Here is a 25,027-nt window from a genome sequence, read left to right as displayed (position 1 = left end):
TTTCTCTACGATGCGTAATGCCCCGTGACACTTGATCGCAAGCGTCTTTCCAGCGTGCACTAGGCTTTGAATGCCGGCCCATTACGGGCCGGCATTGCTGTTTCTGGAGGATTGTTTTTGATTCAAGGAGCGACCGATCATGGATGATCTGGTGAAAGAAGTGATTCCGCTGTTGCAGTACCTGATCCCGGGGTTTGTCTCGGCCTGGATTTTCTACACCCTGACGGCCTTCAAGCGGCCGGATACGTTCGGGCAGATTGTACAGGCGTTGATTTTCACGTTTGTGATTCACGGGATGGTGTTGGGGATTGGGGCGATTTGTGTGTGGGTGGGGGAGAAGGGATTTTCTATAGGGAAGTGGGATGCCAAGGCTGAAGCGTCGTGGGCATTTTTTGCATCGCTGGTACTCGGGTTGTTGGCCTGTTGCCTGTCAGCGAATGGCAAGTTACATGGTTGGTTGCGCAGCAGAAACGTCACGAAACAATCTTCCTACCCCAGTCAATGGTTCAGCGCATTTGCGAAATATGATCGCGTTATCACCCTGCATTTGGATGATGAAAGGCGCGTTCTAGGGTGGCCGGTGGACTGGCCACCCGAGTCAACCAGCGGGCAGTTTGTGATGCAGTATCCCTGCTGGATCAACGAGGATGGAACGGAGGTGCCTATTAGTGCGGAATTTTTGTTGATAGATTCCACAAGGGTTAAATGGGTTGAATTCAGCCCTGTATCAGAGGGTTCATCATGACCGCCAGAGCATCACAACCAATACCGCCACATATAAAGCGTCTTTTTGTAGGGCCGGACGGCAAGCGGCTGGAGAAACCATTGATCGAGGCATCAAAGGCACCTCCTCCGCCGAAGTACCCTCCATATCCTCATACCCATTCCTAGCCCCATCCATCCTTCACCGCCCGGCGAATGCCCTCCAGCAACATCGCAAACGCCGGGTTGTCGTTGTTCTCCCGCCAGATCAGATGCAGTTCGCTCTGCACCCCTTCGCCCAGATCGATCTCGCGAAACACCACATTCCTGAACACCACACTGGTCGCGCAACGCGGCACCAGCGCCAGGCCCATGCCCGCATTGACCAGCGCCAGAATCGTCAGCGAAGACCCCAGCCATTGCACGTAATCCGGAGCGACCCGGGCGGAGCGCAGCATGCCGGTGAGCAATTCGTTGAACGGCGGATAGGCCGCGTGGGAATACATCAGGAAGGGTTGCCCATCCAGATCCTTCACTGAAACGTCGTCTGCCTCCGCCAGTCGATGGCCGCTCGGCACCGCCAGCACAAACGGCTCGCGCACCAGGCATTCGGTGGCGTAACCCGGCTCGAGCAACGGCGCGCGGACGATGCCCAGGTCGATGCGACGGGCACGCAGGGCTTCGTGTTGCTGATAGGTGTTCATTTCAGTCAGGTCGATCTTCACCTGCGGCTGCTTGAGGCGCGCCTCGGCGATGACCTTGGGCAGAAACTCGTACACCGCGCTGCCGACAAAACTGATGTTCACCGAACCGATATCGCCCTCGGCAAAGCGCCGGGCGGTGACGGCAGCCTGTTGCGCGCGTTCGAGCAGATTCTGCGCTTCGATGAAAAACGCCCGGCCGGCAGCGGTGAGCGCCACGCTGCGAGTGCTGCGGGTAAACAGTTCGACACCCAGGTGATGCTCCAGCAACTGGATCTGCCGGCTCAATGGCGGCTGGGTCATGTTCAACCGCTCGGCAGCGCGACGAAAGTTGAGTTCGGTGGCGACAGTGGTAAAGCAGCGCAGTTGGGTGAGTTCGAACATTGATCTAATCCAGGTATCAATCGAATGCCAAGTTAGATTAGACGGGATCAATTGCCCCGTCCATGATCGCTCTACGCCTCAAAGGCCACCGCTATCCCTACAAAAACAAAGATCGGGAGTCGCCCCTTGAATACCCTCCAGAGTCCGCCGGACATCACGGTACTCGCCCGCGCCGCTGCCAAGGTCAAGCGCCATGTGCTGCCGTTGTTCGTGGTGATGTTCATCGTCAATTACATCGACCGGGTCAACATCGGTTTCGTGCGCAGTCATCTGGAAACCGATCTGGGTATTGGCGCCGCTGCCTATGGCCTTGGCGCCGGTTTGTTTTTCATCGGTTACGCCTTGTTTGAAGTGCCGTCCAACATGCTTCTGCAACGCTACGGCGCCCGCGCCTGGCTGACGCGGATCATGTTCACCTGGGGCGCAGCGGCGATGGCCATGGCGTTCGTCAAAGGCGAAACCAGTTTCTACGTGCTGCGCTTCATCCTGGGCGCTGCCGAGGCCGGGTTCTTCCCTGGAATCATCTATTACTTCACCCAATGGCTGCCGGCCTCGGAGCGCGGCAAGACCATGGCGGTGTTTCTCAGCGGTTCGGCGATTGCTTCGGTGATATCCGGCCCGGTGTCCGGCGCGCTGTTGCATATCAGCGGTCTGGGCCTGCACGGCTGGCAATGGATGTTCCTGATCGAAGGCGCCGCGTCGGTGGTGCTCTGCGGGTTTGTCTGGTTCTGGCTGCAATCCCATCCGCGCCAGGCCAAGTGGCTGAGCGAAGAGGAGCGCGAGGCGCTGGTGGCCGCGATCGCCGAGGAGCAGCGTGCCCGCGAAGCAACCCACGTCGCCAAACCTTCGATGTTCAAACTGTTGGCTGACCGGCAGATCGCGCTGTTCTGCTTCATCTACTTCTCTATCGCCCTGACGATCTACGGTGCCACCTTCTGGCTGCCGAGCATGATCAAGAAAATGGGCAACCTCAGCGATTTCCAGGTCGGACTTCTCAACTCGGTGCCGTGGATCATTTCCATCGTCGCGATGTACGGCTTTGCGGCGCTGGCCGGCAAGTGGAAATTCCAGCAGGCGTGGGTCGCGCTGACTCTGGTGATCGCCGCGTTCGGCATGTTCATGTCCACCACCGGAGGGCCGATTTTCGCCTTCGTCGCGATCTGTTTTGCGGCCATCGGTTTCAAGGCGGCTTCGGCGCTGTTCTGGCCGATTCCGCAAAGCTATCTGGATGCGCGCATCGCGGCGGCGGTGATCGCGCTGATCAACTCCATCGGCAATCTGGGTGGCTTCGTTGCGCCGACCGCGTTCGGTTTTCTGGAGCAGACCACCGGCTCCATCGAGGGCGGCCTGTATGGTCTGGCCGCAACTTCGCTGGTGGCAGCAGTGGTGATTTTCTTCGCCCGCATGGCGCCCGGCACCAAAGGCAAAACCCCGGCAAAGCCTGAACCCGAGACCGCCGTTGCGCCGACGGCCAATCCGGTGGCGAGCCACTGATTCCGACTCAACAGGAGCGTCATTTTGAAAATTACTCGTGTCACCGTCACTCCGATCGCTTTCCGTGATCCGCCGCTGCTCAACGCCAGTGGCATCCACGAACCGTTTGCCCTGCGCTCGATCATCGAGATCGAGAGCGACAACGGTTACATCGGCCTCGGCGAAAGCTATGGCGATGCCCCGGCGCTGGCGATCCAGCAACAGTTGCAATCGCAGTTGATCGGCCTCGATCCGTTCAACCTCAGTCAGTTGCGTCGCATCGTTCAGGCCACGGTCGCTGCCAACAAACCGGCCAGTCTGGCGGGTGCCGAACTGGCGCCCGGTTCTCACGCCAGTAAAGCGGTAAGCAATGCGTATTCGGCGTTCGAAGTGGCGTTCCTCGACTTACAGGCGCGTTACCTGAATGTGCCCCTGGTGGATCTGCTGGGTGGGGCGGTGCGTGATGAAGTGCCGTTCAGTGCCTACCTGTTTTTCAAGTATGCGCAGCACGTTGATTCACCGTACAAACCGGACAACTGGGGCGAGGCGCTGAATGAACAGCAGATCGTCGCCCAGGCCGCGCGGATGATCGAGGCGTACGGTTTCAAGAGCGTCAAGCTCAAGGCCGGCACGCTGCCGCCGGAACATGAAGTGGCGTGCATCAAGGCGCTGAAGAAGGCCTTTCCCGGTTATCCGCTGCGCATCGATCCCAACGGCAACTGGTCGCTGGAAACCTCGATCCGCATGGCCGAGTTGCTGGGTGATGATCTGCAGTATTACGAGGACCCGACCCCGGGTCTCGATGGGATGGCCGAGCTGCACAAACGCACCGGGTTGCCGCTGGCGACCAACATGGTGGTCACCGATTTCGACGAGTTCCGACGCAGCGTCGCGCTGAACAGCGTGCAGATTGTCCTCGCCGACCACCACTACTGGGGCGGCCTGCGCGACACGCAAACGCTGGCGAAAATGTGCGACACCTTCGGCCTCGGCGTGTCGATGCATTCCAATTCACACCTGGGCATCAGCCTGATGGCGATGGCTCACGTAGCGGCTGCCGTACCGAATCTGGACTACGCCTGCGACACCCATTACCCGTGGCAGGAACCGGATGAAGAAGTGATCAAGGGCGGCAAGCTGCCGATCGTCGATGGCTGCGTGAAGATCACGCGTGCACCGGGCCTGGGGCTGGAACTGGATCACGATCAACTGGGCAAGCTGCATGACCAGTACCTGACCTGCGGCATTCGCCAGCGCGATGATGTGCGGCAGATGCAGCGCTACAAACCTGACTGGAAAGCGCTGAAGCCGCGGTTCTGATCGAGCAAAACCAGAGGGCGCCAAACGGCGCCCTCTGTTGTTTCAGAGCGTGCGTATCAACCAGTCGCGAAACGCCTTCAGCGACGCCAGCGACTCATTACGCGCCGGGTACACCAGGTAATAGCTGCGCCGGCTGCTGATCGGCTCGCCGAGTTGCAGCAGCTCGCCGTTGTGCAACTCATCCTCCACCAGAATCCTCGGCACCAGCCCGATACCGATATTGGCGCGCACGGCCTGAATCAGGTGCGAGGTCATCTCGAAACTCGGGCCGATGCGCATGCTGCGATGGGGCAGGGCGTGATGACTGAACCACTCGGACCAGGCCTGGGCGTTGCTGCTGACGTTGAGCAGCAGTTGCCCGGCGATATCCTTGTCGGCCGCCAGACGTTCGGCATCGGTCAGCTGCGCACTGGCGATCACCACCAGTTCTTCAGTGTGCAGGCGGTGGGCGGTCAGCCCCGGCCAGTCACCGCCGCCGACACAAATCGCCGCGTCGATTTCGCTGGTGTCGAAGTCGATGGTTTCGATGCGTGAATGCAGGTGCACAGTCATGCCGGGGTGGGCAGTGTAGAAATCCTTCAAGCGTGGCAGCAGCCATTTCGAGCCGAAGGTCGGCAAGGTCGCCAGGCGCAGGCTGTGGATTCCCGAACCAAACGCCATGGCCTGCAACGTCGCGCTGCGGATCTGGCCGAGGGCTTCGGACAGTTCGCGCTGATACATGCGCCCGACGTCAGTGAGGATCACTCGCCGTCCTTCGCGGCTGAACAGGCGCATGCCGAGCATCTTTTCCAGGATCTGCACCTGACGGCTGACCGCACTCTGAGTCAGCGACAGTTCGTGAGCGGCGCGGGTGTAGCTTTCATGGCGTGCAGCGGCTTCAAACGCCAGCAGCAACGACATCGAGGGAGTAAGGGTTCGCGGATTCATTCGTTTTAGTCATGGATTGCGGGTCGATTTTACGGTTGTCCCGACATCGGTCTGCAATGAACATAAGGCCTATGAGATGGCGGGAGCGTGACGCAATCATTCATTGCGCACAACTGTTCACCGCCACACGGCCCGTTTTTGACCGAGATTGCACTTCCGATGATTGCTCAGCTGTCGCCTTCCACCACGTTGAACACCGACTACCAACAGTTTCTCAAAGCCCTTGAAACCAGCGGTTTTCGCGGCGAAATCAGTGCCGACTACGCCAGCCGCGTGGTGCTGGCCACCGACAACTCGATCTATCAACGCTTGCCGCAGGCGGCGGTATTCCCGCGTGACGCCGACGACGTGGCGCTGCTGGCACGCCTGATCGCCGAACCGGCCTACCAGAAAGTGGTGATCACCCCTCGCGGCGGCGGCACCGGCACCAACGGCCAGTCATTGACCGACGGTATCGTCGTCGACCTGTCGCGGCACATGAACCGCATTCTCGAAATCAACGTTGAACAGCGTTGGGTAAGTGTGCAGGCCGGCGTAGTGAAGGATCAACTGAACGCCGCCCTGAAATCCGCCGGGCTGTTTTTCGCCCCGGAACTGTCGACCTCCAACCGCGCTACGGTCGGCGGCATGATCAACACCGACGCCAGCGGCCAGGGCAGTTGCACCTACGGCAAGACCCGCGACCACGTGCTGGAACTGCACATGGTCCTGCGGGGTGGCGAGCGCTTGCACGGTCGCCCGCTGGAAGAAAGCGAGCTGACAGCGGAGTGTGCTCGCGAGGGCCGGGCCGGTGAGGTGTATCGCTGTGCGCGGCAGATCATTGATGAGCAGGGCGAGCTGATCCGGGAAACCTTCCCCGATCTCAATCGCTGCCTGACCGGCTACGACCTGGCGCACCTGCGCGAGGCCGACAACCGTTTCAACCTCAACAGCGTGCTGTGCGGCGCCGAGGGTTCGCTGGGGTTTGTGGTCGAGGCCAAACTCAACGTATTGCCGATCCCCAAGCACACGATGCTGGTGAACATTCGCTACGCCGGCTTCATGGATGCCTTGCGCGATGCCCGGGCGCTGATGGCGCTCAAGCCGCTGTCGATTGAAACCGTCGACTCCAAAGTGCTGTTGCTGGCGATGCAGGACATTGTCTGGCATGGCGTCGCCGAGTACTTTCCGGAAAGCGCCGAGCGGCCGACGCTGGGGATCAACCTGGTGGAGTTCTGCGGCGACGATCCCGAGGAGTTGCAACGCCGGGTCGAAGCCTTCGTCCGGCACTTGGGCAACGACGCCACGGTCGAGCGACTGGGGCATACGCTGGCCGTCGGGCATGCGGCGGTGAATCGCGTCTACGGCATGCGCAAACGCGCGGTGGGGTTGCTCGGCAACGTCGCCGGTGAAGCGCGGCCACAGCCGTTTGTCGAAGACACCGCCGTGCCGCCACAGCACCTGGCCGAGTACATCGCCGAGTTGCGCGACCTGCTCGACAGCCACCAATTGCAGTACGGCATGTTTGGTCACGTCGATGCCGGCGTGCTGCACGTACGGCCGATTCTCGACATGAAGGATCCGCAACAAGCTGCACTGGTGCGCCCCGTTTCGGACGGCGTCGCGGCATTGACCCAGCGTTACGGCGGCCTGCTGTGGGGCGAGCACGGTAAGGGCTTGCGTTCGGAATACGCGCCGGCCTTCTTCGGTGAGTTGTACCCGGCGCTGCAAGCCTTGAAGGCGGCGTTCGATCCGTTCAACCAGTTCAACCCCGGCAAGATCGCCACGCCGAACATTCCCGGCGCGGCATTGCTGAAGATCGACGAAGTGACCCTGCGCGGTGAACTTGATCGGCAGATCGACGAAAAAGTCTGGCAGGACTACGGCGCGGCGATGCACTGCAACGGCAACGGCGCCTGCTACAACTTCGATCCCGACGACGCCATGTGCCCGTCGTGGAAAGCCACCCGCCAGCGCGCGCAATCGCCCAAGGGCCGCGCTTCGCTGATTCGCGAATGGCTGCGTTTGCAGGGCGAGGCGGGTGTTGATGTGTTGGCCGATGCCAGCCGCCGTCCGCCGTTTTTCAGCACATTGCTGCAGCGCTGGCGCAACAGTCGTGCGCAGGAACAGGACTTCTCCCACGAGGTGTACGACGCCATGGCCGGCTGCCTGGCGTGCAAGTCCTGCGCGGGGCAGTGCCCGGTGAAAGTGAACGTGCCGGACTTCCGCTCGCGGTTTCTCGAGCTGTACCACACCCGTTATCTGCGGCCGGCGCGGGATTATCTGATCGCCTCGCTGGAGTACACGATTCCGTACATGGCGCGGATTCCGTTGCTCTACAACGGCGTGATGGGCGCCTCGTTCAGCCGGCGCTTGATCGAGCGCCTTGGCGGCATGGTCGATGTGCCGTTGCTCAGCCGTTTCGATTTTTATGCGGCGATGCGTCGCTGGCAGGTTCAGCCGGCGTCGGTCGAGGTACTTTCGGCGCTGACCCAGGAGCAACGTGAACGCAGCGTGGTGCTGGTGCAGGACGCGTTCACGCGGTATTTCGAGGCGCCGCTGCTGGCGGATCTGATCGAGCTGATTTCGCGTCTCGGTTATCAGGTTTATCTGGCGCCGTTCAGTGCCAACGGCAAGCCGCTGCACGTGCAGGGTTTCCTGTCGGCGTTCAATCGCGCGGCGTTGCGCAATGCCGGGCAGTTGCGCGCGCTGGCCGAGATCGGGGTGCCGTTGGTGGGGCTCGATCCGGCGATGACTCTGGTCTATCGCCAGGAATATCTGAAAGTCCCTGGGATGGAGCAATGCCCGGAGGTGGCGCTGGTGCAGGAGTGGTTGCTCAAGGTCATGCCGGAGCAGGCCGATCAGCGCCGCGAGGACACCTTCCGCCTGCTGGCGCATTGCACCGAGAAAACCAACGCCCCGGCCGCCACCCGGCAATGGGAGCAGGTGTTCGAACGTGTCGGCCTGAAGCTGGCGACCCAGGCCACCGGGTGCTGTGGGATGTCCGGTACTTACGGACACGAAGCGCGCAATCGCGAGACCTCGGCGGTGATTTACGAGCAGTCCTGGGCGAAGCAGATCGAGGCGCCGGCGGAGAAGGGCGAGGCGCTGGCCACCGGGTATTCCTGCCGTAGTCAGGTCAAGCGCCAAGCCGATCGACAGTTACGCCATCCGTTGCAGGTCGTGCTGGAAACCCTGCGTACCGCGTGATCGCTGCTTGAGAACCACTGGCGATTGGATCGGTTTTTCATGTTATAAGGTAACGCAAATTATGCGGCCGCTTTCGGGCGGCTGCATCGATCAACCTTTCGATTGCGATACCTCCATGACGATTGCGGTTCCCCGTTCTGCCCCCTTGGCGACTGGCCGGTTGCTGTCCATTGATGCGCTGCGTGGCCTGGTGATTCTCTTCATGTTGCTGGATCACGTGCGCGAAACCTTTCTGCTGCATCGACAGGTCAGCGACCCGATGGACATCGCCAGCACGGAACCGGCGCTGTTCTTCAGCCGCACCCTGGCACATCTGTGCGCGCCGGTGTTCGTGCTGCTGACCGGGTTGTCGGCGTGGCTGTTCGGCGAGAAGTACGACGGCAAGGCTGACGTCAGTGCCTTCCTGTTCAAGCGCGGTTTGTTTCTGGTGGCGCTCGAATTCACCCTGGTGAATTTCGCCTGGACGTTCCAGCTGCCGCCGACCGTGATCTACCTGCAAGTGATCTGGGCGATCGGCCTGAGCATGATCGCGCTGTCGCTGCTGGTCTGGCTGCCACGCTGGCTGCTGCTGACGTTGAGCGTTGCGATCATCGCCGGGCACAACCTGCTCGACGGACTGCACTTCGCAACCGAGTCGGCACTGCACGTGCCATGGGCAATCCTGCATGACCGCGGTTGGATCGAGGCCGGCGAGACTTTGCGTCTGCGCACCTCGTACCCGTTGTTGCCGTGGATCGGCGTGATCGGGCTGGGTTACGCGCTGGGGCCGTGGTTCGCTCGCGCAGCCGATTCCGGCGTGCGCCAGCGCCGTTTGTTGATCGGTGGTGTCGCCGGGTTGCTGGGCTTTGTCGGACTACGACTGGTCAACGGTTACGGCGAGAAACCCTGGGCCTTCGGTGACAGCGGTCTGCAAACCCTGATGAGCTTCTTCAACATCACCAAATACCCGCCGTCGCTGTTGTTCATCACGTTGACGGTAAGTGTCGGGCTACTGCTGTTGCTGGTGTTCGAACGCGCGCAGGATCGACGCTGGATTCGCTGGCTGACGGTGTTCGGCTCGGCGCCGATGTTTTTCTACCTGCTGCACCTGTACGCGCTGAAGGTGCTGTACCTGATTGGCGTGGCGCTGTTCGGGCTCAATCAGGGCACCTATTTCGGTTTCTCGTCGGTGACGGCGGTGTGGCTGGCGGCGATGGTGCTGGCGGTCGCTTTGTTCCCGGCCGTGCGCTGGTTTTCGGCACTGAAGGCCCGACGCCGTGACATCGCCTGGTTGAAGTATCTGTAGAACGGCTCAGCTCGTTTTGCCCTCGCGGGCATTGCGGACGAAGTCGATAAACGCCTTGAGCGGCGCCGGTACATGGCGTCGGCTCGGGTAGTACAGGTGCAGGCCGGGATAGTACGGACACCAGTCCGCCAGCACCTGCACCAGCCGTCCGCTCGCCAAGTGCTCGCGAGCCATGTCCTCGAACACATACGCCAGTCCCAAGCCCTGCAACGCCGGGCCGATCATCAGGCTGACATCGCCCAGGGTCAGGGGGCCGTTGACCTCGATTTCCTGTTCAATGCCACCGCGTTCGAATTCCCAACGGTACATCGAACCGCTCGGGAACCGATGTCGGATGCAGGGAAGGGCATGCAAATCTTCAGGTTTCTGTGGCGCGGGATGTCGTTCGAAAAAACCGGGCGAGCCGACCACCACTGAACGCAGATTCGGTCCGATGGGCATCGACACCATGTCAGCTTCCAGCCGGTTGCCGAAGCGTACACCTGCATCGAATCCTGAGGCGACGATATCCAGCAGCGCATCGCTCTCGACTACTTCCAGACGAATATCCGGGTAAATCTTCAGAAACTCGCTGGCTATAGGCAGCAGCACCAGCTCGCACGCCTGGCGCCCGGAGGTCATGCGCAGATTGCCCGAGGGCTTGTCGCGAAAGTGATTGAGGTCTTCAAGCGCATCTTCGATATCGCGAAACGCCGGTTTCAGCCGCGCATACAACCGTTCGCCCGCCTCGGTCAGAGCCACGCTGCGGGTGGTGCGATTGAACAGGCGCACGCCGAGGCGATTTTCCAGCGCTCGCAATGAATGGCTCAGCGCCGACGGCGTCAGGCCCAGATCCACCGCTGCACGGCTGAAGTTCAAGTGCTGGGCAATGCAGAGAAAGATCGGCAGATCCGTCGTGGACGGGTTTTTCATTTGTGAGCGCCTTTCACAAAGTCATGCAAATTTGTTGGGATTATCACATCAGTAGCACGGCTTTAAAGTCGACTCAACTCATCAAGAAGGCCCGGCAATCTCGCCAGGGTCACCGACAGGAGGAGTTGATATGCGTACCTGGCTGATTACCGGAGCTTCCCGTGGTTTTGGCACCCTTATCGCTGAACAGGCCCTGCGTGCCGGTGACGCGGTGATTGCCACCGCCCGCAACCCGCAAGACATCACCGACCGCCTCGGCGAACACCCGAACCTGCTGGCCGTGCGGCTGGACGTCACCCGCGAAGAGGAAGCCCACCAAGCGGTGGCAGCAGGCATCAAGCGCTTCGGTCGCATCGACGTGCTGATCAACAATGCCGGCTTCGGCGTGTTGGGCGCCGTTGAAGAAACCAGCGCCAGCGAAACCGAGCGCCTGTTCGCCACCAACGTGTTCGGCCTGCTCAACGTCACCCGCGCCGTCCTGCCACACATGCGCGCCCAGCGCAGCGGACGGGTCATCAACATCTCGTCGATTGGCGGTTATCAGGCCTACGTGGGCTGGGGTGTCTATGGCTCGACCAAGTTCGCAGTGGAAGGCATCAGCGAAGCGCTGCATCAGGAGCTGGCGCCGCTGGGCATTCATGCCACGGTGGTCGAACCGGGCTTCTTCCGCACCGACTTCCTCGACGAACAATCGCTGATCAAGACCGCGCTGGTGCTGCCGGACTATGACGAAACCGTCGGCAAGATGCGCACGTTTGCCGAAGCGGCCAACCATGCACAACCGGGCGATCCGCTGAAGTTTGCCGAAGCGATGCTGGCGCTGGTCAACGCGCCGAACCCGCCGCAGCGGCTGGCGTTGGGCAGCGACACGGTCGCGCGAATCGAGGCGAAGAACCGCTTGGTGGCGCAGGAGTTGGCCGAGTGGAATGAGCTGGCGTTGTCCACGGATTTCAAGAACTGACCTAGCCCCTCGTTGAAGCTATCGCAGGCTGCGCTCTATTGATCGCAGCCTGATTTTCTTTTCATTGGATGAAATCATGACAAACGTCTCCCAACACACTGGCACGCGCGACAAGCTGCTGATCCTCGCGGCCATCTGCCTGTCGGCGCTGGTCCTTCCGTTAAGTTTTACCGGTGGCGCGGTGGCGACGCCGGCCATTGGCCGTGACCTGGGCGGCAGCCCGGTGGCGCTGACCTGGATCACCAATTCGTTCATGTTGTCGTTCGGCAGTCTGCTGATGGCGGCGGGGGCGTTGGCCGATGTCTATGGACGCAAGCGCCTGTTCACCGCCGGCATGCTGTTGTTCACCGCAGCGTCGATTGCCCAGAGCCTGGCGCCTTCGGTGTTCTGGCTGGATGTGTTGCGGGCGATTCAGGGCGTGGCCGGTGCTGCGGCGCTGGCCAGCGGTTCGGCGGCGTTGGCGCAGGAGTTCGAAGGTCATGCGCGCACCCGTGCGTACAGCATGCTCGGCACCACGTTTGGTATCGGTCTCGCGTTCGGCCCGTTGGTGGCCGGAGCGTTGATCGAGGCGTTCAACTGGCGCGCGATCTTTGTGTTCACCGCGCTGATTGGTGTGATCGCGATGGTCTTCGGCCTGCCGCGCATGCGTGAAACCCGCGACCCCGACGCCAGCGGTCTCGACTGGGCGGGTACCGTGACGTTCAGCTCGATGCTGGCGCTGTTCACGTTCGGAGTGATCCAGGCGCCCGAAAGCGGTTGGGGCAGTCCGTTAGTGGTCGGTCTGTTGGGTGCTTCGGCGTTGTTGCTGGCGCTGTTCGTCTTCATCGAAATGCGCGTCAAACGTCCAATGCTCGATCTGACGCTGTTCCGCTTTCCGCGCTTCGTCGGCGTGCAGATGCTGCCGATCGGCACCTGCTATTGCTACATCGTGCTGGTGGTCATGCTGCCGCTGCGCTTTATCGGTGTCGAAGGCTTGAGTGAAATCGATGCCGGCCTGCTGTTGCTGGCGCTGTCGGCGCCGATGCTGGTGGTGCCGATGCTGGCGGCGTCCATGACCCGGTTTGTCTCGGCCGGCATCCTGTCGGGCGTGGGCTTCCTGATTGCCGCCGTGGGGCTGCACTGGCTGAGTCTGTACAACGTCGGCGAGCCGAAATTTGCGCTGGTGGTGCCGATGGTATTGATCGGAATCGGCGCGGGTCTGCCGTGGGGCTTGATGGATGGACTGTCGGTCAGCGTGGTGCCGAAAGAGCGCGCCGGTATGGCGGTCGGGATATTCAACACGGTGCGGGTGGCGGGTGAGGGGATTGCGTTGGCCAGCGTCGCGGCGATTCTTGCTTCGCTGCTACACACGGGTCTACAAGCAGTGGCCGGCGGTGCAGACGCAGCGCTGATTGCCGAGACCGCGCACCGGGTGACCACTGGCGACATGGCCCATGCGATCAACACAGTTCCGGGGTTGGCTAACGAACGGCTGGTGCAGGGTTACGCCTCGGCGTTCCAGTATCTGCTGCACATCCTGACGATCATCACCCTGGTGTCGGCGGCTGTGGTGCTGGGGCTATTAAGCAAAGATCGGACGGTGTCGGAACCCCAACAGGCTGCGGCATAAATGAAAAAGCCCGGAACGCAAAACGCTTCCGGGCTTTTTTCATTGGATCAACGGCGATCCAGCCACACCGTCTGCGCATTGCAGAACTCGCGCACGCCGAAGTGCGACAGCTCGCGGCCGAAACCGCTTTTCTTCACGCCGCCGAAGGTCACGCGCGGGTCGCTGGCGGAGTAGCCGTTGATGAACACGCCGCCGGTTTCCAGTTCGCTGGTCAGTTGCTGGGCCAGGGCGACGTTGGCGGTGTAGATCGTGGCGGTCAGGCCGAACTCGCTGTCGTTGGCCAGGGCCACGGCGTGGGCGCAATCGCGGGCGGTGATGATCGAGGCCACCGGGCCGAACAGTTCCTGCTTGAACGAGGTCATGCGATCGGTGACGTCGGCCAGTACGGTCGGCTCGTAGTAGTTGCCCGGGCCTTGGGCCTTGCCGCCGCCGAGCAGCAGGGTGGCGCCTTCTTCCAGGGTGTCGCGCACTTGTTGATCGAGCTCGTCACGCAGATCGAAACGTGCCATCGGGCCGATGTAGTTGTCGGCGGACAACGGATCACCCATCTTCAACTGGCGAGTGGCTTCGACGAATTTGCGGGTGAATTCTTCTACCACGCCTTCTTCGATGATCAGACGTTTGGCGGCGGCGCAGACCTGGCCGGAGTTCTGATAACGACCGATCACTGCTGCTTGCACGGCTTCGTCGATATCGGCGTCGTTGAGCACGATGAACGGATCGGAACCGCCGAGTTCCAGCACGCATTTCTTCAGCGCGGCACCGGCCTGTGCGCCGATGGCCATGCCGGCGCGGACGCTGCCGGTCAGGGTCACGGCAGCAATGCGCGGATCAGCAATGGCGGTGGAAACGCCTTCCGGGGTGACGTTGATCACTTCGAACACGCCATCGGCGAAACCGGCGCGGGTGAAGGCGTCGCGCAACAGATAGGCGCTGCCCATCACGTTCGGTGCATGCTTGAGTACGTAGGTGTTGCCGGCGATCAGCGCCGGGACGGCGCCGCGCAGCACTTGCCAGATCGGAAAGTTCCACGGCATCACGGCGAGGATCGGGCCGAGCGGACGGTATTCGATGCGCGCCTTGCCGCCTTCGACCAGCGTCGCTTCGGCGTTGAGCATGGCCGGGCCGTGTTCGGCGTACCACTCGCAGAGCTTGGCGCATTTCTCGATTTCGCCACGGGCCTGGGCGATCGGCTTGCCCATTTCCTGGGTGATCATGGTCGCCATGGCTTCGCTGCTGTCACGCAGCGCGCCGGCCAGCGCGGTCAGGGCGCGGGAGCGATCCTGCAGCGGTTTGCGTTTCCACTTGTTGAAGCCGAAGGCGGCGCGGGTCAGCGCAGCGTCGAGGGCTTCGGCGGATTCGAAGGCGTAGTGACCGATCTGCTCGCCGGTGGCGGGGTTGATCGAGATGGCGTGGGTCTGGCTGGAAATCGGGCTCATGGCATCGTCCTGCGAGGTCAGTGGATGCGCTCAGAGTAGGGTGGCGTTTGGTTTCTGGAAACTGAATAATAAAAAGCGTTTCTTTCACGATTGGAGAATGACTGTGGATCTGGTGCAACTGGAAATCTTCAAGGCCGTTGCCGAGCACGGCAGCATCAGCGCGGCGGCGGCGCAGATCCATCGCGTGCCGTCGAACCTGACGACCCGCATCAAGCAGTTGGAGGAAGATCTGGGCGTCGACCTGTTCATCCGTGAGAAAAGCCGCTTGCGCCTGTCGCCGGCCGGCTGGAGTTTTCTCGAGTACGCGCGACGGATTCTCGACCTGGTGCAAGAAGCGCGAGCCACGGTGGCCGGCGAGGAACCGCAAGGTGCGTTCCCGCTGGGCTCGCTGGAAAGTACGGCGGCGGTGCGGATTCCCGGTTTGCTCGCGACCTACAACCAGCAACATCCCAAGGTTGATCTGGACCTGTCGACTGGCCCGTCCGGGACGATGATCGATGGTGTGCTCTCCGGGCGCCTGGCGGCCGCGTTCGTCGACGGCCCGGTTCTGCACCCGGCGCTGGAAGGCATTCCGGCGTTCGAAGAAGAAATGGTCATCATCTCGCCGCTTCATCACGGGCCGATCCAGCGCGCGGCGGACGTGAACGGCGAGAACATCTATGCGTTCCGCTCGAACTGCTCCTATCGCCATCACTTCGAAAAATGGTTCAGCACCGATGCTGCCGTGCCCGGCAAGATTTTTGAAATGGAGTCTTATCACGGCATGCTCGCCTGCGTCAGTGCCGGCGCCGGCCTGGCCCTGATGCCGCGCAGCATGCTGCAAAGCATGCCCGGCTGCGCGACGGTCAGCGTATGGCCGCTGGCGTCGGATTTTCGCTATCTGACGACGTGGCTGGTATGGCGGCGGGGTACGGTTTCGCGCAGTCTGAGCATGTTTGTGCGCTTGCTGGAAGAGCGCGGTGTGGTGCGCGCAGAAGAGAATTGACACGTTGTGTCATGGTTGTATCTCAGGCGTCCTGTTTCGCAATATAAAAAAAATACAGCGCAAGCGATTAGCCAGAAGGAATCAGCGATGACCACAGCCCTGAGCGGAAAAGAAGCGGTAGGTGAGCGTTTTGTGCTGGAAACCATGCGCCACGCCCAGCAGTTGACCTGGAAGGCCGTGGACGAGATCGCCAAGGCGATCAAACCCGGGATGCGCGAGTCGGAAGCCCATGCACGGGGCAAGGAAATCCTCGTTGAACTGGGCATGGACCGGATCTGGCATCCGCTGCTGATCCGCTTCGGCGCCAACACGCTGAAGACCTTCAAGGAGCGTTCCGACGGTGATCCGGTGCTGGGCGAGAACGACATTTTCTTCATCGACATGGGCGTGGTCTGGGAGGGGCACGAAGGCGATGCCGGGGCGACGTATGTCACCGGTTCCGATCCGCAGATGATTGCCTGCGCAGCGGCTTCCAAAGAACTCTTCGACAAGGTCGAAGCCTTCTGGCGTCAGGGCGTGACCGGTGTCGAACTGTACCGTTACGCCACCGATCAGGCCGAGGCGATGGGCTGGAAACTGAACCTGGACATCAAGGGCCACCGGGTCAGCGATTTCCCTCACGCGATTTATCGGGGTGGCAATCTCGGTGACTTCGATCAGGCTCCGAATGCCGGTGTGTGGATTCTGGAAATCCAGATCGAACACCCTGAGCTTCCGTACGGTGCTTTCTATGAAGACCTGCTCATTTGATTGAAAAGCTTGCCCGGTTCGGTGATCCGCCGAACCGGGCATTTTTCATTGGCCGTCGATGCTGCGGGGCAGGTCGAGCGGATTACCGTCGCGCAACACCTCCGGCAGCAACGTATCCGGAAAGCCCTGATACGCCACCGGCCGCAAAAAGCGCTCGATCGAGGTCATGCCGACCGAGGTGAAGCGACTGTCCGAGGTGGCCGGGAACGGCCCGCCGTGTACGGTGGCGAAAGTCACTTCCTGCGGATGTGCGAAGGCGTTGACCACGATGCGTCCGGTGCGGCGCTCGAGGATCGGCAGCAGACGCCGGGCCAGATCCAGATCGCGGTCTTCAAGGTGAATGGCTGCGCTCAGTTGACCCTTGAACGAACGGGCGACCGCCAGCAACTCTTCATCATCCCTGACCGTTACCAACAGCGCCGCCGGACCGAACACTTCATGGGCCAGCGTCGGTTCGCTGAGCAGGCCTTGGCCGTTAACTTCCAGTAATGCCGAGCGCCCCTCAAACTGGCCATCCGCCGGCGCGCCGACCGCCACCAGCTTCGCCCCCACGCTTTCCATCGCCACCAGGCCTTTGACGTATGAACCGTGAACCCCCGGCGTCAACATTGTGCGTGCCGGCGCTTCGCTGACTCGCTTGATCATGGCGCTGCGCAGCGCTTGCAGACCTTCACCCTCGACCGCGATCAGAATCGACGGACACAGACAGGCTTGCCCGACATTCACCAGCATCCGCTCGATAAAACCATCGCCGATTTCACTGCCGCGCGCGGCCAGCGCGGCGGGCAAAATGAACGTCGGGTTGACGCTGGTCATTTCGGTAAACACCGGAATCGGATCAGGCCGCAACTGCGCGCGACGATAAAGCGCCATGCCGCCCACCTCTGAACCGGTGAACGTCACCGCTTTAATCAAAGGATGATCGACCAGCGCCTCACCGATCGCATTGCCGCCACCGCGCACCATCGAAAAAACACCCTCGTGCAAGCCATGCTTCTGCACCGCTTTACGGATGGCGCGAGCCTGGATTTCCGAGGCTCCAGGATGCGCGTTATGCGCCTTGAGAATCACCGTCGCACCGGCTGCAAGTGCCGACGCGGTGTCCCCGCCGGCCACCGAATAGGAGATCGGAAAATTGCTCGCACCGAAGATCGCCACCGGGCCGATGGCAACTTTCTGCAGGCGATGATCCATCCGTGGTCGCGGCTGGCGATCAGGTTGCGCCGGGTCTATCGCCAGTTGCAGAAAGCGCCCCCTGCGCACCACCTCGGCGAACTGACGGAACTGGGTCGCAGCTTTGGCGGCTTCGCCTTCCAGTTGTGCATGGGGTAGGCCGGTTTCCAGCGCGGCCCGGGCAGCCATTTCTTCGCGCACGGCGTCGAGGTTGTCGGCGATGCTTTCCAGAAACGCCGCACGTTCGGTCAGCGAGGTGTGGCTATAGCTATCGAATGCCGCGTCGGCGAGGGTTGCAGCCTGATCGACTTGCGCCGCGCCGCCGAAGGCAAAATCCGGCTCGATCAGCGTGTTGGTCGCTGGATTCAGCGCCTTCATCGTGCCCTCGGTGGCGGCGACGTCAGTGGCGCCGATCAGCATGTGGCCGGTCAGAGTCATTTTGCGTCACCTTGCGACTGAAGGTTGGCAATCAGTTCGTCTGTAGTGGTGATGACATGGGCGAACGTCGGGCCGTTGAGTTCGTGGGCGGCGTGCATCATTTCCTCTTTGAACGCGGCGGTCGCATCGCGCACCAGCGTGACGTGATAGCCGAGTTCGGACGCATAGCGGGCGGTGGCTTCGATGCAGGTATTGGCCAGCAAGCCGACGATGATCACGTGGGTGATGCCTTGCTGTTTCAGGCGAAAATCCAGGTCGGTGTTGGCGAAACCGCTGGAGCCCCAGTGTTCCTGGACCACGATGTCGCCGTCCTTCGGCGCGAAATCCGGGTGCCATTCGCCACCCCATTCGCCGCGCGCGAAGTGGTGCATGTGCATGATCTTTTGTTGGGTCGGGGTTGGGTGATCCCAGTTCTCGTAGTCGCCTTTGACCCAGCGGTGATGCGGTACGATGACGACCGGAATCGGCAGGGCCCGCACGGCGCGATCGAGTTTGCGCAGGTTGTCGAGCAGGCCGTTCTGCTCGGCCATCGGTTTGAGCAGCGGAAAGATCTTGCCGCCGTCCGAGAGAAAATCGTTGTACGGATCGACCAGCAGGTAGGCGGTTCTGTCGAGCGGATAGAGAGGTTTCGACATGACGATGTACTCCGGCAATGAGAGTGATCGATGCTTAGGGCTTGTTCCCGCATCTTGTTGATATGATAATCATAGTAACTGTGAAAGAGGCAAGCCCTGATGGCTGTAAACGATAGTCTTCCCGACACGCTGTGCCCGATTTCCCGGGCCGAGGCGATCGTCGGCGACCGCTGGACGGTGCTGGTTTTGCGCGAATTGTTCATGGGCAGCCATCGCTACGACGAGATCCTGGCCCAGACGGGCGGTACGCCACAGATGGTCGCCGCCCGTCTGAAAAGCCTGGAGGCGGACGGGCTGGTCGAGCGCCGCTTGTACAACGAGCGGCCGAAACGCTACGAGTACCACCTCACTGCAAAGGGTGAGGCGTTTTACCCGGTGGTGATTGCGTTACGTGCCTGGGGCGAGACCTGGTGCAAGTCGCCGGAGGAAGGGCTGGCGGTGAACATGACCCACAAGAACTGCAACCACAGCGCCGGCCTCGGACCGATGTGCGATCACTGCGGTGAAGTGTTGCGCCGTGAGGATTTGATCAGCCAGCCGCAAGAGGCGTACGCCGCGGAACGACAGGCGCGGCGTGAGGCGTTCAAGGCGAAATAGATGGCTTCATCCAAAACAAAAAAGGCCCTCATTTGCGAGGGCCTTCGTGTGTCAGCGCAGAACGAATGGCTTACAGACTGCCCGCCAGTTTTCCGGAAGTCAGCCGCCGACGATAAGCACTGTCACGAGTCGCCAGCCAGAAATACAGCGGCGAGGTCACCAGCAAGCCAACCACCCACGACAGGTCCGCGCCGTTGATGTGCGCCGACACCGGCCCGACGTACAGCGGCGTGTTCATGAATGGAATCTGCACCGCGATACCGATCGCATACGCCAGCAAGGCCTGCGGGTTGTAGCGGCCGTAGATGCCGCCATCGACCTGGAAGATCGAGCCGATGTCGTACTGGCCTTTGTGGATGGCGTAGAAGTCGATCAGGTTGATCGCGGTCCACGGCACCAGTACGACCAACAATACCAGCACCATGTCGACGAAGTGGCCGATGAAGTCTGCCGACGCGCCGACCGCAGCGAAGCAGCAGGCCAGCAGCACGATGATCGAAATCACCGCGCGGCTCTTGGCGGTCGGGATCCAGCGGTAGGCGAAGGTCTGCACCAGGGTGATCAGCGACAGCACCGCGCCATACAGGTTGAGGGCGTTGTGGCTGATGACGCTGAGCAGGAACAGCACCAGCATCAACGGGCCGATGGCGCCGGTGGCGAGTTTCACCGCGTCCATGGTGTCCATGCCCACCGGTGTTGCCAGCACGGCAACGGCGCCGAACACGAACGACAGGCTCGAGCCCAGCGCCGATCCCAGATAGGTCGTCCAGAAAGTCGCCGCCACCGGCACATTCGCCGGCAGGTAACGCGAGTAGTCCGACACGTAAGGCGCAAACGCGATCTGCCACAGCGCCGCCAGCGACACCGTCGCAAGCCAGCCCGAGATGTTGAAGCTGCCGCGAGTGAGGAAGTCATCGGTCTGGATGTGGGTGAGGATGTAGCCGAAGCCGACCACGATGCCGATCCCCAGCACCCAAGTGCCGATGCGGTTGAGCACGTGGATGAAGCGGTAACCGATGATCCCGATGATTCCCGAGCCCAGCGCGCCGATGACGATGCCGACCGGCACCGGAACGCTGTCGACCACGCCATGCAGGGACTTGCCGGCGAGCACGATGTTGGAGGCGAAGAAGCCGATGTACATGACGCCGGCAATCAACACCACCAGCAGCGCGCCGAGGGAGCCGAATTGCGCGCGGCTCTGGATCATCTGCGGAATGCCCATCTGCGGGCCTTGCGCCGAGTGCAGCGCCATCAGCACACCGCCGACCAGATGGCCAACCAGAATGGCGACGATGCCCCACACCAGATTCAGGTGAAACAACTGCACGCCGAGGGCGCCGGTGACGATGGGCAACGGCGCGATATTGCCGCCGAACCAGAGGGTGAACAGATCCCGAACCTTTCCGTGGCGATCTTCGGGCGGCACGTAGCCGATCGTGTGTTTCTCAATGAGCGGTGCGGACGTTGTTGCAGAGGTGGCCATGACGAACTCCAAGGCAAGGACGAGTACGTGGACGTACTTCAGTGAGCGCCGGCACGGACGGCGCATTTCTTGTTGGGGTTGATCATGGGCAAGGAAAGGGGAGAGATAAATTAGTAGTTTTGTTGCTTCAGGCGTTAAAAAAACGAAGCTCTCCGGTCAGCTGAAAACGCTCTGTTTCGGGCGTTTCAGCGCCATGAACGACAACGCAGCTGACCTCCATCGGAGCAGCTGTCTGTCGGTGATCCTGCGGCTTGGCTGCGGGTTGAATCCAGCAGCCAGACCGGTTTTTTCAGAGGCGAATCGAAACCAGCATCCGTTGCAGCATCTCATCGCAGGCCTCGAGTTGATTGAGGCTGACGAACTCGTCCGGCTTGTGGCCCTGATCCATGCTGCCGGGGCCGCACACCACCGTGGGAATCCCCACCGCATCGAACAATCCGCCTTCTGTGCCAAAGGCCACGGTGCCGAAATCGTCCGAGCCACAGAAAGTGGCGATCAATGCCGCAGCCTGGCTTCGGGCATCCGTCGCCAGCCCCGGATAGGCCGACAATTCGCTGAACCGGATATCGCTCTGCTCGCTGACCGCCCGCATGCGCGGCAGCATTTGCTGTTCGGCGTAGGTCTTGAGTTGCTGCGCGACAAACGCCGGATCCTGGGAGGGCAGGGCGCGGATTTCGAAGTCGAAACGACAGTCGGCGGGGACGATGTTCAACGCCTTGCCACCGTTGATCACGCCGGTTTGCACCGTGGAGTACGGCGGGTCGAAACGCGGATCGAGGTGTTCATCCTTGAGTTGCCGGCCGATGCGTCCCAGCTCGCCGATCAGTTCGGCGGCGCATTCGATGGCGTTCACTCCGAGCGGCGCGTAAGCCGAGTGACAGGCGTGACCCTGGACATCGCAGCGCATCGCCAATTTGCCCTTGTGCCCGAGCACCGGTTTGAGTTCGGTCGGCTCGCCGATGATGCACAGCAGCGGTTTGACCGGACGTTGCTCCAGCACCTTGAGCAGCGAACGCACGCCGAGGCAGCCGACCTCTTCGTCGTACGACAGGGCAATGTGCACCGGCAGGCGCAACGGTGTTTCGACCAACGACGGCACCAGCGCGAGTACGCAGGCGATGTAGCCCTTCATGTCCGCCGTGCCGCGACCGTAAAGCTTGCCGTCGCGCTCGCTGAGTTCGAACGGCGGCAGCGTCCACGGCTGGCCATCAACGGGCACCACATCGGTGTGCCCCGACAGCACGATGCCCGGCCGATCAGCCGGGCCGATCGTGGCGAACAGATTGGCCTTGCTGCGCTCATCGTTGTAGATCAGCTCGCACGGCACATCGAAACCTTCGAGGTAGCTGCGCACGAAATCGATCAATTGCAGGTTGGACTCGCGGCTGGTGGTGTCGAACCCCACCAGCGTCTTGAGCAACGCGACGCTGTCGCTCATCGGTCGTCTCCGGCAACCCCGTAGCCCGGCGCCTTGGCCGGATCGAGGGCGCGGTCGATGTAGTCCTGCAACTGCGGGCGATAGGCGTCCCACAGTTTTTGCAGTTGGCCGATCGGGTCTTCATCGGCCCAGTCCACCCGAAGGTTGACGATGGGCCAGGTCAGCTCGCCGACCACGACCACGGCTGCCGAATGCACCGGACCTGCTTCACCACCCAGGGCCTGGGCGGCGTGCAGGGCGTTGATCAGGCGATCGGCCAATTGACCTTCGCCTTCTTCGAACGCGCTGACCATGGCTTCGATCACCGAGCGCCCGGCGAGCATGTTGCCCGCCGCCACGCATTGCTCTCCCGACACGGCGTTGTGCACGCCCAAGGTTTGCGCGCCGCTGAAATGCGCGGTCTGGCCGAGGTGGTTAATGGCCGTGATCTGCCGGTACTGACTGTAGCCGTTGCGGGTCAGCACCTTGTCCAGCGCCGCCTCGGGCGCCAGGCCTTGCTCCATCAGGGCGAGCACTTCCGGGCCGAGCGACGGCAGAGTGATGTTCTGGCTCGACACCGCGCCGACACCCGGCAAGAGCCACGGGCAGCGGGCGCCGACGGCAATGCTGGAGGAGCTGATGGCGATGCCGAACTGACCGGTTTCGGGGCAGCGGGCGGCGATGGAAAATGTCATGTGTGGCCTCCTTTCGCTAAGGTCGAATTACTCGGGAATCACCGCAACCACATCAATTTCCATCAGCCACTGCGGCTGACCCAAAGCCGACACCACCAGCCCGGTGGAGATCGGGAACACGCCCTTCAGCCATTTGCCGACTTCCTGATACACCGGCTCGCGGTAGCGCGGGTCGATCAGGTAAGTGGTGGTCTTGACGATATGGCTCAGGTCGCTGCCGGCCTCTTCGAGCAGTTGCTTGACGTTGCGCATGGCCTGTTCGGTCTGCGCGCGCGGGTCGCCGAGACCGACCAGTTCACCGTCGAAATTGGTCCCGACCTGACCACGGACATACACGGTGTTGCCGGCGCGCACGGCCTGGCACAGGTCGTTGTCCAGGGTCTGGTTCGGGTAAGTGTCCTTGGTGTTGAACATGCGGATGCGGGTGTGGGTTGGCTGACTCATGTGCGGCTCCTGACGAATTCGGACCCGGCGCGACGGGCGCCAGGATTGAAGAGGGAAATCAAGCGTCGACGGTGTCGACAGCGTTGTTGTGCAGCGCGGCTTCGCGTTGTTCGGCATCGCGATAGGCCAGGTATTTGCGCTGGGTGGCGATGTGATCGGCCACGTGCTTGGCGTCGTGCCACACGCCCCAGATGAACGACGAACCACGTCGCGACTGCCACGGCAAGCCGAGGAAATACACGCCCGATTCGCTGGACACACCGCGCTGGTGTTGCGGCTTGCCGTTGTCGTCGAAAGCCGCGACTTTCAGCCAGGAATAGTCCACGGCAAACCCGGTGGCCCAGATGATCGAGGTGATGCCGGCGGCGGCCAGATCGAGATCGGCCAGCGGGTTTTTCACGCATTCAGGATCCGGATACGTTTCGCGGGCTTCCGGTTCCAGCGGCAGATCGAGGCCGTTGCGTTCGATGTAGGCGTCGGCGGCATCCAGCAGCGCGAGGTAGTTCTCGTCGCCACGCTTGAGGTTGTCGCGCAGGTCCTGCTTGAAGGTCACCACGCCGTCGCTGAACGATTCGGTGACACCAACCAAAGTCATGCCGCGATGGGCCAGACCACGGAAGTCGATGGTGCGGCCACCGTGGGCGCCGCTGACGGCGATGGTCACGTGTTCGCGGCCGGGTTTCATTGCGGCTTGATCCCACTCGCCGAGCACGCCGAGCCACCAGCAGAAATCACGATTGCGGTAAGCGCGAGGAGGGCGGTCATGGGCGCCGACCGAGAGGTAAACCTGCTTGCCCGAGCGCTGCAATTCGTCCGCAATCTGTACGCCCGACGAACCGGCGCCGACTACCAGCACGGCACCGGCCGGCAGTTGTTGCGGGTTACGATAATCAGCCGAGTGAATCTGCAGCAGGCGCTCATCCTTCGGCGCAATCGCCGGGATCACCGGACGCTGGAACGGGCCAGTGGCGGCAACGACGCGGGCCGCTTCAATCACGCCCTCGGAAGTCTCGACAGTGAAACCTGGACGCCCGACATTGCGCACTACGCTTTTCACATCGACGCCAGTGCGGATCGGCGCGTTGAATTTCTTTGCATACGCTTCGAAGTAATCGGCGACGCGCTCCTTGTGAGCGAAACCGTCCGGATCGACATCATCGAATTCCATCCCCGGAAACCGGTCGTGCCACGCCGGACCGTTGGCCACCAGCGAGTCCCAGCGTCCGGTGCGCCAGCGTTCGGCAATGCGGCTGCGCTCCAGCACCAGGTGCGGCACACCGAGTTTGCTCAGGTGTTCACTCATGGCCACACCCGCTTGACCGGCGCCGACAACAAGCGTGTCTGTTTTTATTATTTCAGTGGTCATCTCTGATCCCTTCTCACGAGGCCGTTGGATTCAGGTCGCTGTCGACCTGTTCTCTGTGCTTGGGATCAGACTAGGGAGGGGGTGGTTATCGGTAAAATATTATTAAGCTGGCATGTGAAGATAAAAACGTGATGCAGAG

The 25,027-nt window shown here is 61.6% G+C and carries 21 protein-coding genes; 10 read left to right on the top strand and 11 right to left on the bottom strand.

The window, feature by feature from the left end; all coding sequences use genetic code 11:
* The first annotated feature begins 139 nt into the window (after positions 1-139).
* Positions 140-745 carry a DUF6338 family protein gene (locus tag EIY71_RS14705; protein WP_134022126.1) on the top strand — a complete coding sequence of 202 codons (606 nt, stop codon included), beginning with the start codon at positions 140-142 and terminating at the stop codon, positions 743-745.
* Between the two features lie 142 nt (positions 746-887).
* Here EIY71_RS14705 and EIY71_RS14700 read toward each other — a convergent pair whose 3' ends face one another.
* Entirely contained in the window at positions 888-1,787 is a 900-nt protein-coding gene (locus tag EIY71_RS14700; RefSeq protein ID WP_064379392.1) for a LysR substrate-binding domain-containing protein, read from the bottom strand.
* Between the two features lie 126 nt (positions 1,788-1,913).
* Here EIY71_RS14700 and EIY71_RS14695 point away from each other — a divergent pair, with 126 nt between their 5' ends.
* Both EIY71_RS14695 and EIY71_RS14690 read left to right on the top strand, forming a co-directional pair.
* Entirely contained in the window at positions 1,914-3,281 is a 1,368-nt protein-coding gene (locus EIY71_RS14695) for an MFS transporter (RefSeq protein WP_134022124.1), read from the top strand.
* A 24-nt stretch (positions 3,282-3,305) separates the two neighbouring features.
* On the top strand, positions 3,306-4,580 hold the full coding sequence (locus EIY71_RS14690) for a glucarate dehydratase family protein (RefSeq protein ID WP_134022122.1): 1,275 nt from the start codon (positions 3,306-3,308) through the stop codon (positions 4,578-4,580).
* Positions 4,581-4,622: 42 nt separating this feature from the next.
* Here EIY71_RS14690 and EIY71_RS14685 read toward each other — a convergent pair whose 3' ends face one another.
* Positions 4,623-5,507, bottom strand: a complete 885-nt coding sequence (locus EIY71_RS14685; RefSeq protein WP_134022120.1) for a LysR substrate-binding domain-containing protein — start codon at positions 5,505-5,507, stop codon at positions 4,623-4,625.
* A 159-nt stretch (positions 5,508-5,666) separates the two neighbouring features.
* Between EIY71_RS14685 and EIY71_RS14680 the strand changes: the two genes are divergently transcribed.
* Positions 5,667-8,696, top strand: coding sequence for an FAD-binding and (Fe-S)-binding domain-containing protein (locus EIY71_RS14680; RefSeq protein ID WP_134022118.1), 3,030 nt, complete (start codon positions 5,667-5,669; stop codon positions 8,694-8,696).
* Between the two features lie 115 nt (positions 8,697-8,811).
* On the top strand, positions 8,812-9,981 hold the full coding sequence (locus tag EIY71_RS14675) for a DUF1624 domain-containing protein (RefSeq protein WP_134022212.1): 1,170 nt from the start codon (positions 8,812-8,814) through the stop codon (positions 9,979-9,981).
* A 6-nt stretch (positions 9,982-9,987) separates the two neighbouring features.
* Here the strand turns inward: EIY71_RS14675 and EIY71_RS14670 are convergent, their stop codons facing one another.
* Entirely contained in the window at positions 9,988-10,893 is a 906-nt protein-coding gene (locus EIY71_RS14670; RefSeq protein WP_134022116.1) for a LysR family transcriptional regulator, read from the bottom strand.
* A 130-nt stretch (positions 10,894-11,023) separates the two neighbouring features.
* On the opposite strand from EIY71_RS14670, the gene EIY71_RS14665 reads away from it, so the two are divergent.
* On the top strand, positions 11,024-11,854 hold the full coding sequence (locus tag EIY71_RS14665; RefSeq protein WP_134022114.1) for an oxidoreductase: 831 nt from the start codon (positions 11,024-11,026) through the stop codon (positions 11,852-11,854).
* 76 nt (positions 11,855-11,930) lie between these two features.
* Positions 11,931-13,463, top strand: coding sequence for an MFS transporter (locus tag EIY71_RS14660; protein ID WP_134022112.1), 1,533 nt, complete (start codon positions 11,931-11,933; stop codon positions 13,461-13,463).
* A gap of 47 nt (positions 13,464-13,510) precedes the next feature.
* Here EIY71_RS14660 and EIY71_RS14655 read toward each other — a convergent pair whose 3' ends face one another.
* Entirely contained in the window at positions 13,511-14,902 is a 1,392-nt protein-coding gene (locus EIY71_RS14655; RefSeq protein WP_134022110.1) for an aldehyde dehydrogenase family protein, read from the bottom strand.
* A gap of 103 nt (positions 14,903-15,005) precedes the next feature.
* Here EIY71_RS14655 and EIY71_RS14650 point away from each other — a divergent pair, with 103 nt between their 5' ends.
* Together EIY71_RS14650 and EIY71_RS14645 are read left to right on the top strand one after the other, a co-directional pair.
* The gene (locus tag EIY71_RS14650) at positions 15,006-15,887 is read left to right on the top strand and encodes a LysR family transcriptional regulator (RefSeq protein ID WP_007950470.1); all 882 of its coding nucleotides are present in this window, start codon (positions 15,006-15,008) and stop codon (positions 15,885-15,887) included.
* An 87-nt stretch (positions 15,888-15,974) separates the two neighbouring features.
* Complete coding sequence (locus EIY71_RS14645; RefSeq protein ID WP_134022108.1) at positions 15,975-16,637, top strand: M24 family metallopeptidase; 663 nt, start codon at positions 15,975-15,977, stop codon at positions 16,635-16,637.
* A 45-nt stretch (positions 16,638-16,682) separates the two neighbouring features.
* Here EIY71_RS14645 and EIY71_RS14640 read toward each other — a convergent pair whose 3' ends face one another.
* Both EIY71_RS14640 and EIY71_RS14635 read right to left on the bottom strand, forming a co-directional pair.
* Entirely contained in the window at positions 16,683-18,248 is a 1,566-nt protein-coding gene (locus tag EIY71_RS14640; RefSeq protein ID WP_134022106.1) for an aldehyde dehydrogenase (NADP(+)), read from the bottom strand.
* Entirely contained in the window at positions 18,245-18,883 is a 639-nt protein-coding gene (locus EIY71_RS14635) for an isochorismatase family cysteine hydrolase (RefSeq protein ID WP_011334648.1), read from the bottom strand. The genes EIY71_RS14640 and EIY71_RS14635 overlap by 4 nt, the downstream gene beginning before the upstream one ends.
* Positions 18,884-18,982: 99 nt before the next feature.
* Here EIY71_RS14635 and EIY71_RS14630 point away from each other — a divergent pair, with 99 nt between their 5' ends.
* Positions 18,983-19,480 carry a helix-turn-helix domain-containing protein gene (locus tag EIY71_RS14630; RefSeq protein ID WP_134022104.1) on the top strand — a complete coding sequence of 166 codons (498 nt, stop codon included), beginning with the start codon at positions 18,983-18,985 and terminating at the stop codon, positions 19,478-19,480.
* Positions 19,481-19,550: 70 nt separating this feature from the next.
* Here the strand turns inward: EIY71_RS14630 and EIY71_RS14625 are convergent, their stop codons facing one another.
* The 5 genes from EIY71_RS14625 to EIY71_RS14605 all read right to left on the bottom strand — a co-directional run bounded on the left by EIY71_RS14625 (position 19,551) and on the right by EIY71_RS14605 (position 24,888).
* Positions 19,551-20,966, bottom strand: coding sequence for a cytosine permease (locus EIY71_RS14625; RefSeq protein ID WP_007950463.1), 1,416 nt, complete (start codon positions 20,964-20,966; stop codon positions 19,551-19,553).
* Between the two features lie 289 nt (positions 20,967-21,255).
* Positions 21,256-22,404, bottom strand: a complete 1,149-nt coding sequence (gene argE, locus EIY71_RS14620; protein ID WP_134022102.1) for an acetylornithine deacetylase — start codon at positions 22,402-22,404, stop codon at positions 21,256-21,258.
* Positions 22,401-23,078: a DUF1028 domain-containing protein gene (locus EIY71_RS14615; RefSeq protein ID WP_074688650.1), complete on the bottom strand. Its 678-nt coding sequence runs from the start codon at positions 23,076-23,078 to the stop codon at positions 22,401-22,403. Before EIY71_RS14615 ends, argE begins: the two co-directional genes overlap by 4 nt.
* A 27-nt stretch (positions 23,079-23,105) precedes the next feature.
* Positions 23,106-23,522, bottom strand: coding sequence for a RidA family protein (locus EIY71_RS14610; RefSeq protein WP_007950460.1), 417 nt, complete (start codon positions 23,520-23,522; stop codon positions 23,106-23,108).
* 58 nt (positions 23,523-23,580) lie between these two features.
* Complete coding sequence (locus EIY71_RS14605) at positions 23,581-24,888, bottom strand: NAD(P)/FAD-dependent oxidoreductase (protein WP_134022100.1); 1,308 nt, start codon at positions 24,886-24,888, stop codon at positions 23,581-23,583.
* Positions 24,889-25,027 lie beyond the last annotated feature (139 nt).

The sequence above is a fragment of the Pseudomonas sp. CH235 genome, from assembly GCF_004368175.1.
Lineage (GTDB): Bacteria > Pseudomonadota > Gammaproteobacteria > Pseudomonadales > Pseudomonadaceae > Aquipseudomonas > Aquipseudomonas paraglycinae.
The sequence above is the reverse complement of the archived record's forward strand: the minus strand, read 5'-3'. Positions and strand labels throughout refer to the sequence as shown.

What these genes read in the sequence shown, in the direction of transcription:
- EIY71_RS14610 (WP_007950460.1), bottom strand. Translation starts at nt 23,522, where the DNA reads ATGAGTCAGCCAACCCACACCCGCATCCGCATGTTCAACACCAAGGAC.
- EIY71_RS14685 (WP_134022120.1), bottom strand. Translation starts at nt 5,507, where the DNA reads ATGAATCCGCGAACCCTTACTCCCTCGATGTCGTTGCTGCTGGCGTTT.
- EIY71_RS14615 (WP_074688650.1), bottom strand. Translation starts at nt 23,078, where the DNA reads ATGACATTTTCCATCGCCGCCCGCTGCCCCGAAACCGGTCAGTTCGGC.
- EIY71_RS14605 (WP_134022100.1), bottom strand. Translation starts at nt 24,888, where the DNA reads ATGACCACTGAAATAATAAAAACAGACACGCTTGTTGTCGGCGCCGGT.
- EIY71_RS14625 (WP_007950463.1), bottom strand. Translation starts at nt 20,966, where the DNA reads ATGGCCACCTCTGCAACAACGTCCGCACCGCTCATTGAGAAACACACG.
- EIY71_RS14660 (WP_134022112.1), top strand. Translation starts at nt 11,931, where the DNA reads ATGACAAACGTCTCCCAACACACTGGCACGCGCGACAAGCTGCTGATC.
- EIY71_RS14630 (WP_134022104.1), top strand. Translation starts at nt 18,983, where the DNA reads ATGGCTGTAAACGATAGTCTTCCCGACACGCTGTGCCCGATTTCCCGG.
- EIY71_RS14675 (WP_134022212.1), top strand. Translation starts at nt 8,812, where the DNA reads ATGACGATTGCGGTTCCCCGTTCTGCCCCCTTGGCGACTGGCCGGTTG.
- EIY71_RS14655 (WP_134022110.1), bottom strand. Translation starts at nt 14,902, where the DNA reads ATGAGCCCGATTTCCAGCCAGACCCACGCCATCTCGATCAACCCCGCC.
- EIY71_RS14705 (WP_134022126.1), top strand. Translation starts at nt 140, where the DNA reads ATGGATGATCTGGTGAAAGAAGTGATTCCGCTGTTGCAGTACCTGATC.
- argE (WP_134022102.1), bottom strand. Translation starts at nt 22,404, where the DNA reads ATGAGCGACAGCGTCGCGTTGCTCAAGACGCTGGTGGGGTTCGACACC.
- EIY71_RS14670 (WP_134022116.1), bottom strand. Translation starts at nt 10,893, where the DNA reads ATGAAAAACCCGTCCACGACGGATCTGCCGATCTTTCTCTGCATTGCC.
- EIY71_RS14640 (WP_134022106.1), bottom strand. Translation starts at nt 18,248, where the DNA reads ATGACTCTGACCGGCCACATGCTGATCGGCGCCACTGACGTCGCCGCC.
- EIY71_RS14635 (WP_011334648.1), bottom strand. Translation starts at nt 18,883, where the DNA reads ATGTCGAAACCTCTCTATCCGCTCGACAGAACCGCCTACCTGCTGGTC.
- EIY71_RS14665 (WP_134022114.1), top strand. Translation starts at nt 11,024, where the DNA reads ATGCGTACCTGGCTGATTACCGGAGCTTCCCGTGGTTTTGGCACCCTT.
- EIY71_RS14700 (WP_064379392.1), bottom strand. Translation starts at nt 1,787, where the DNA reads ATGTTCGAACTCACCCAACTGCGCTGCTTTACCACTGTCGCCACCGAA.
- EIY71_RS14680 (WP_134022118.1), top strand. Translation starts at nt 5,667, where the DNA reads ATGATTGCTCAGCTGTCGCCTTCCACCACGTTGAACACCGACTACCAA.
- EIY71_RS14645 (WP_134022108.1), top strand. Translation starts at nt 15,975, where the DNA reads ATGACCACAGCCCTGAGCGGAAAAGAAGCGGTAGGTGAGCGTTTTGTG.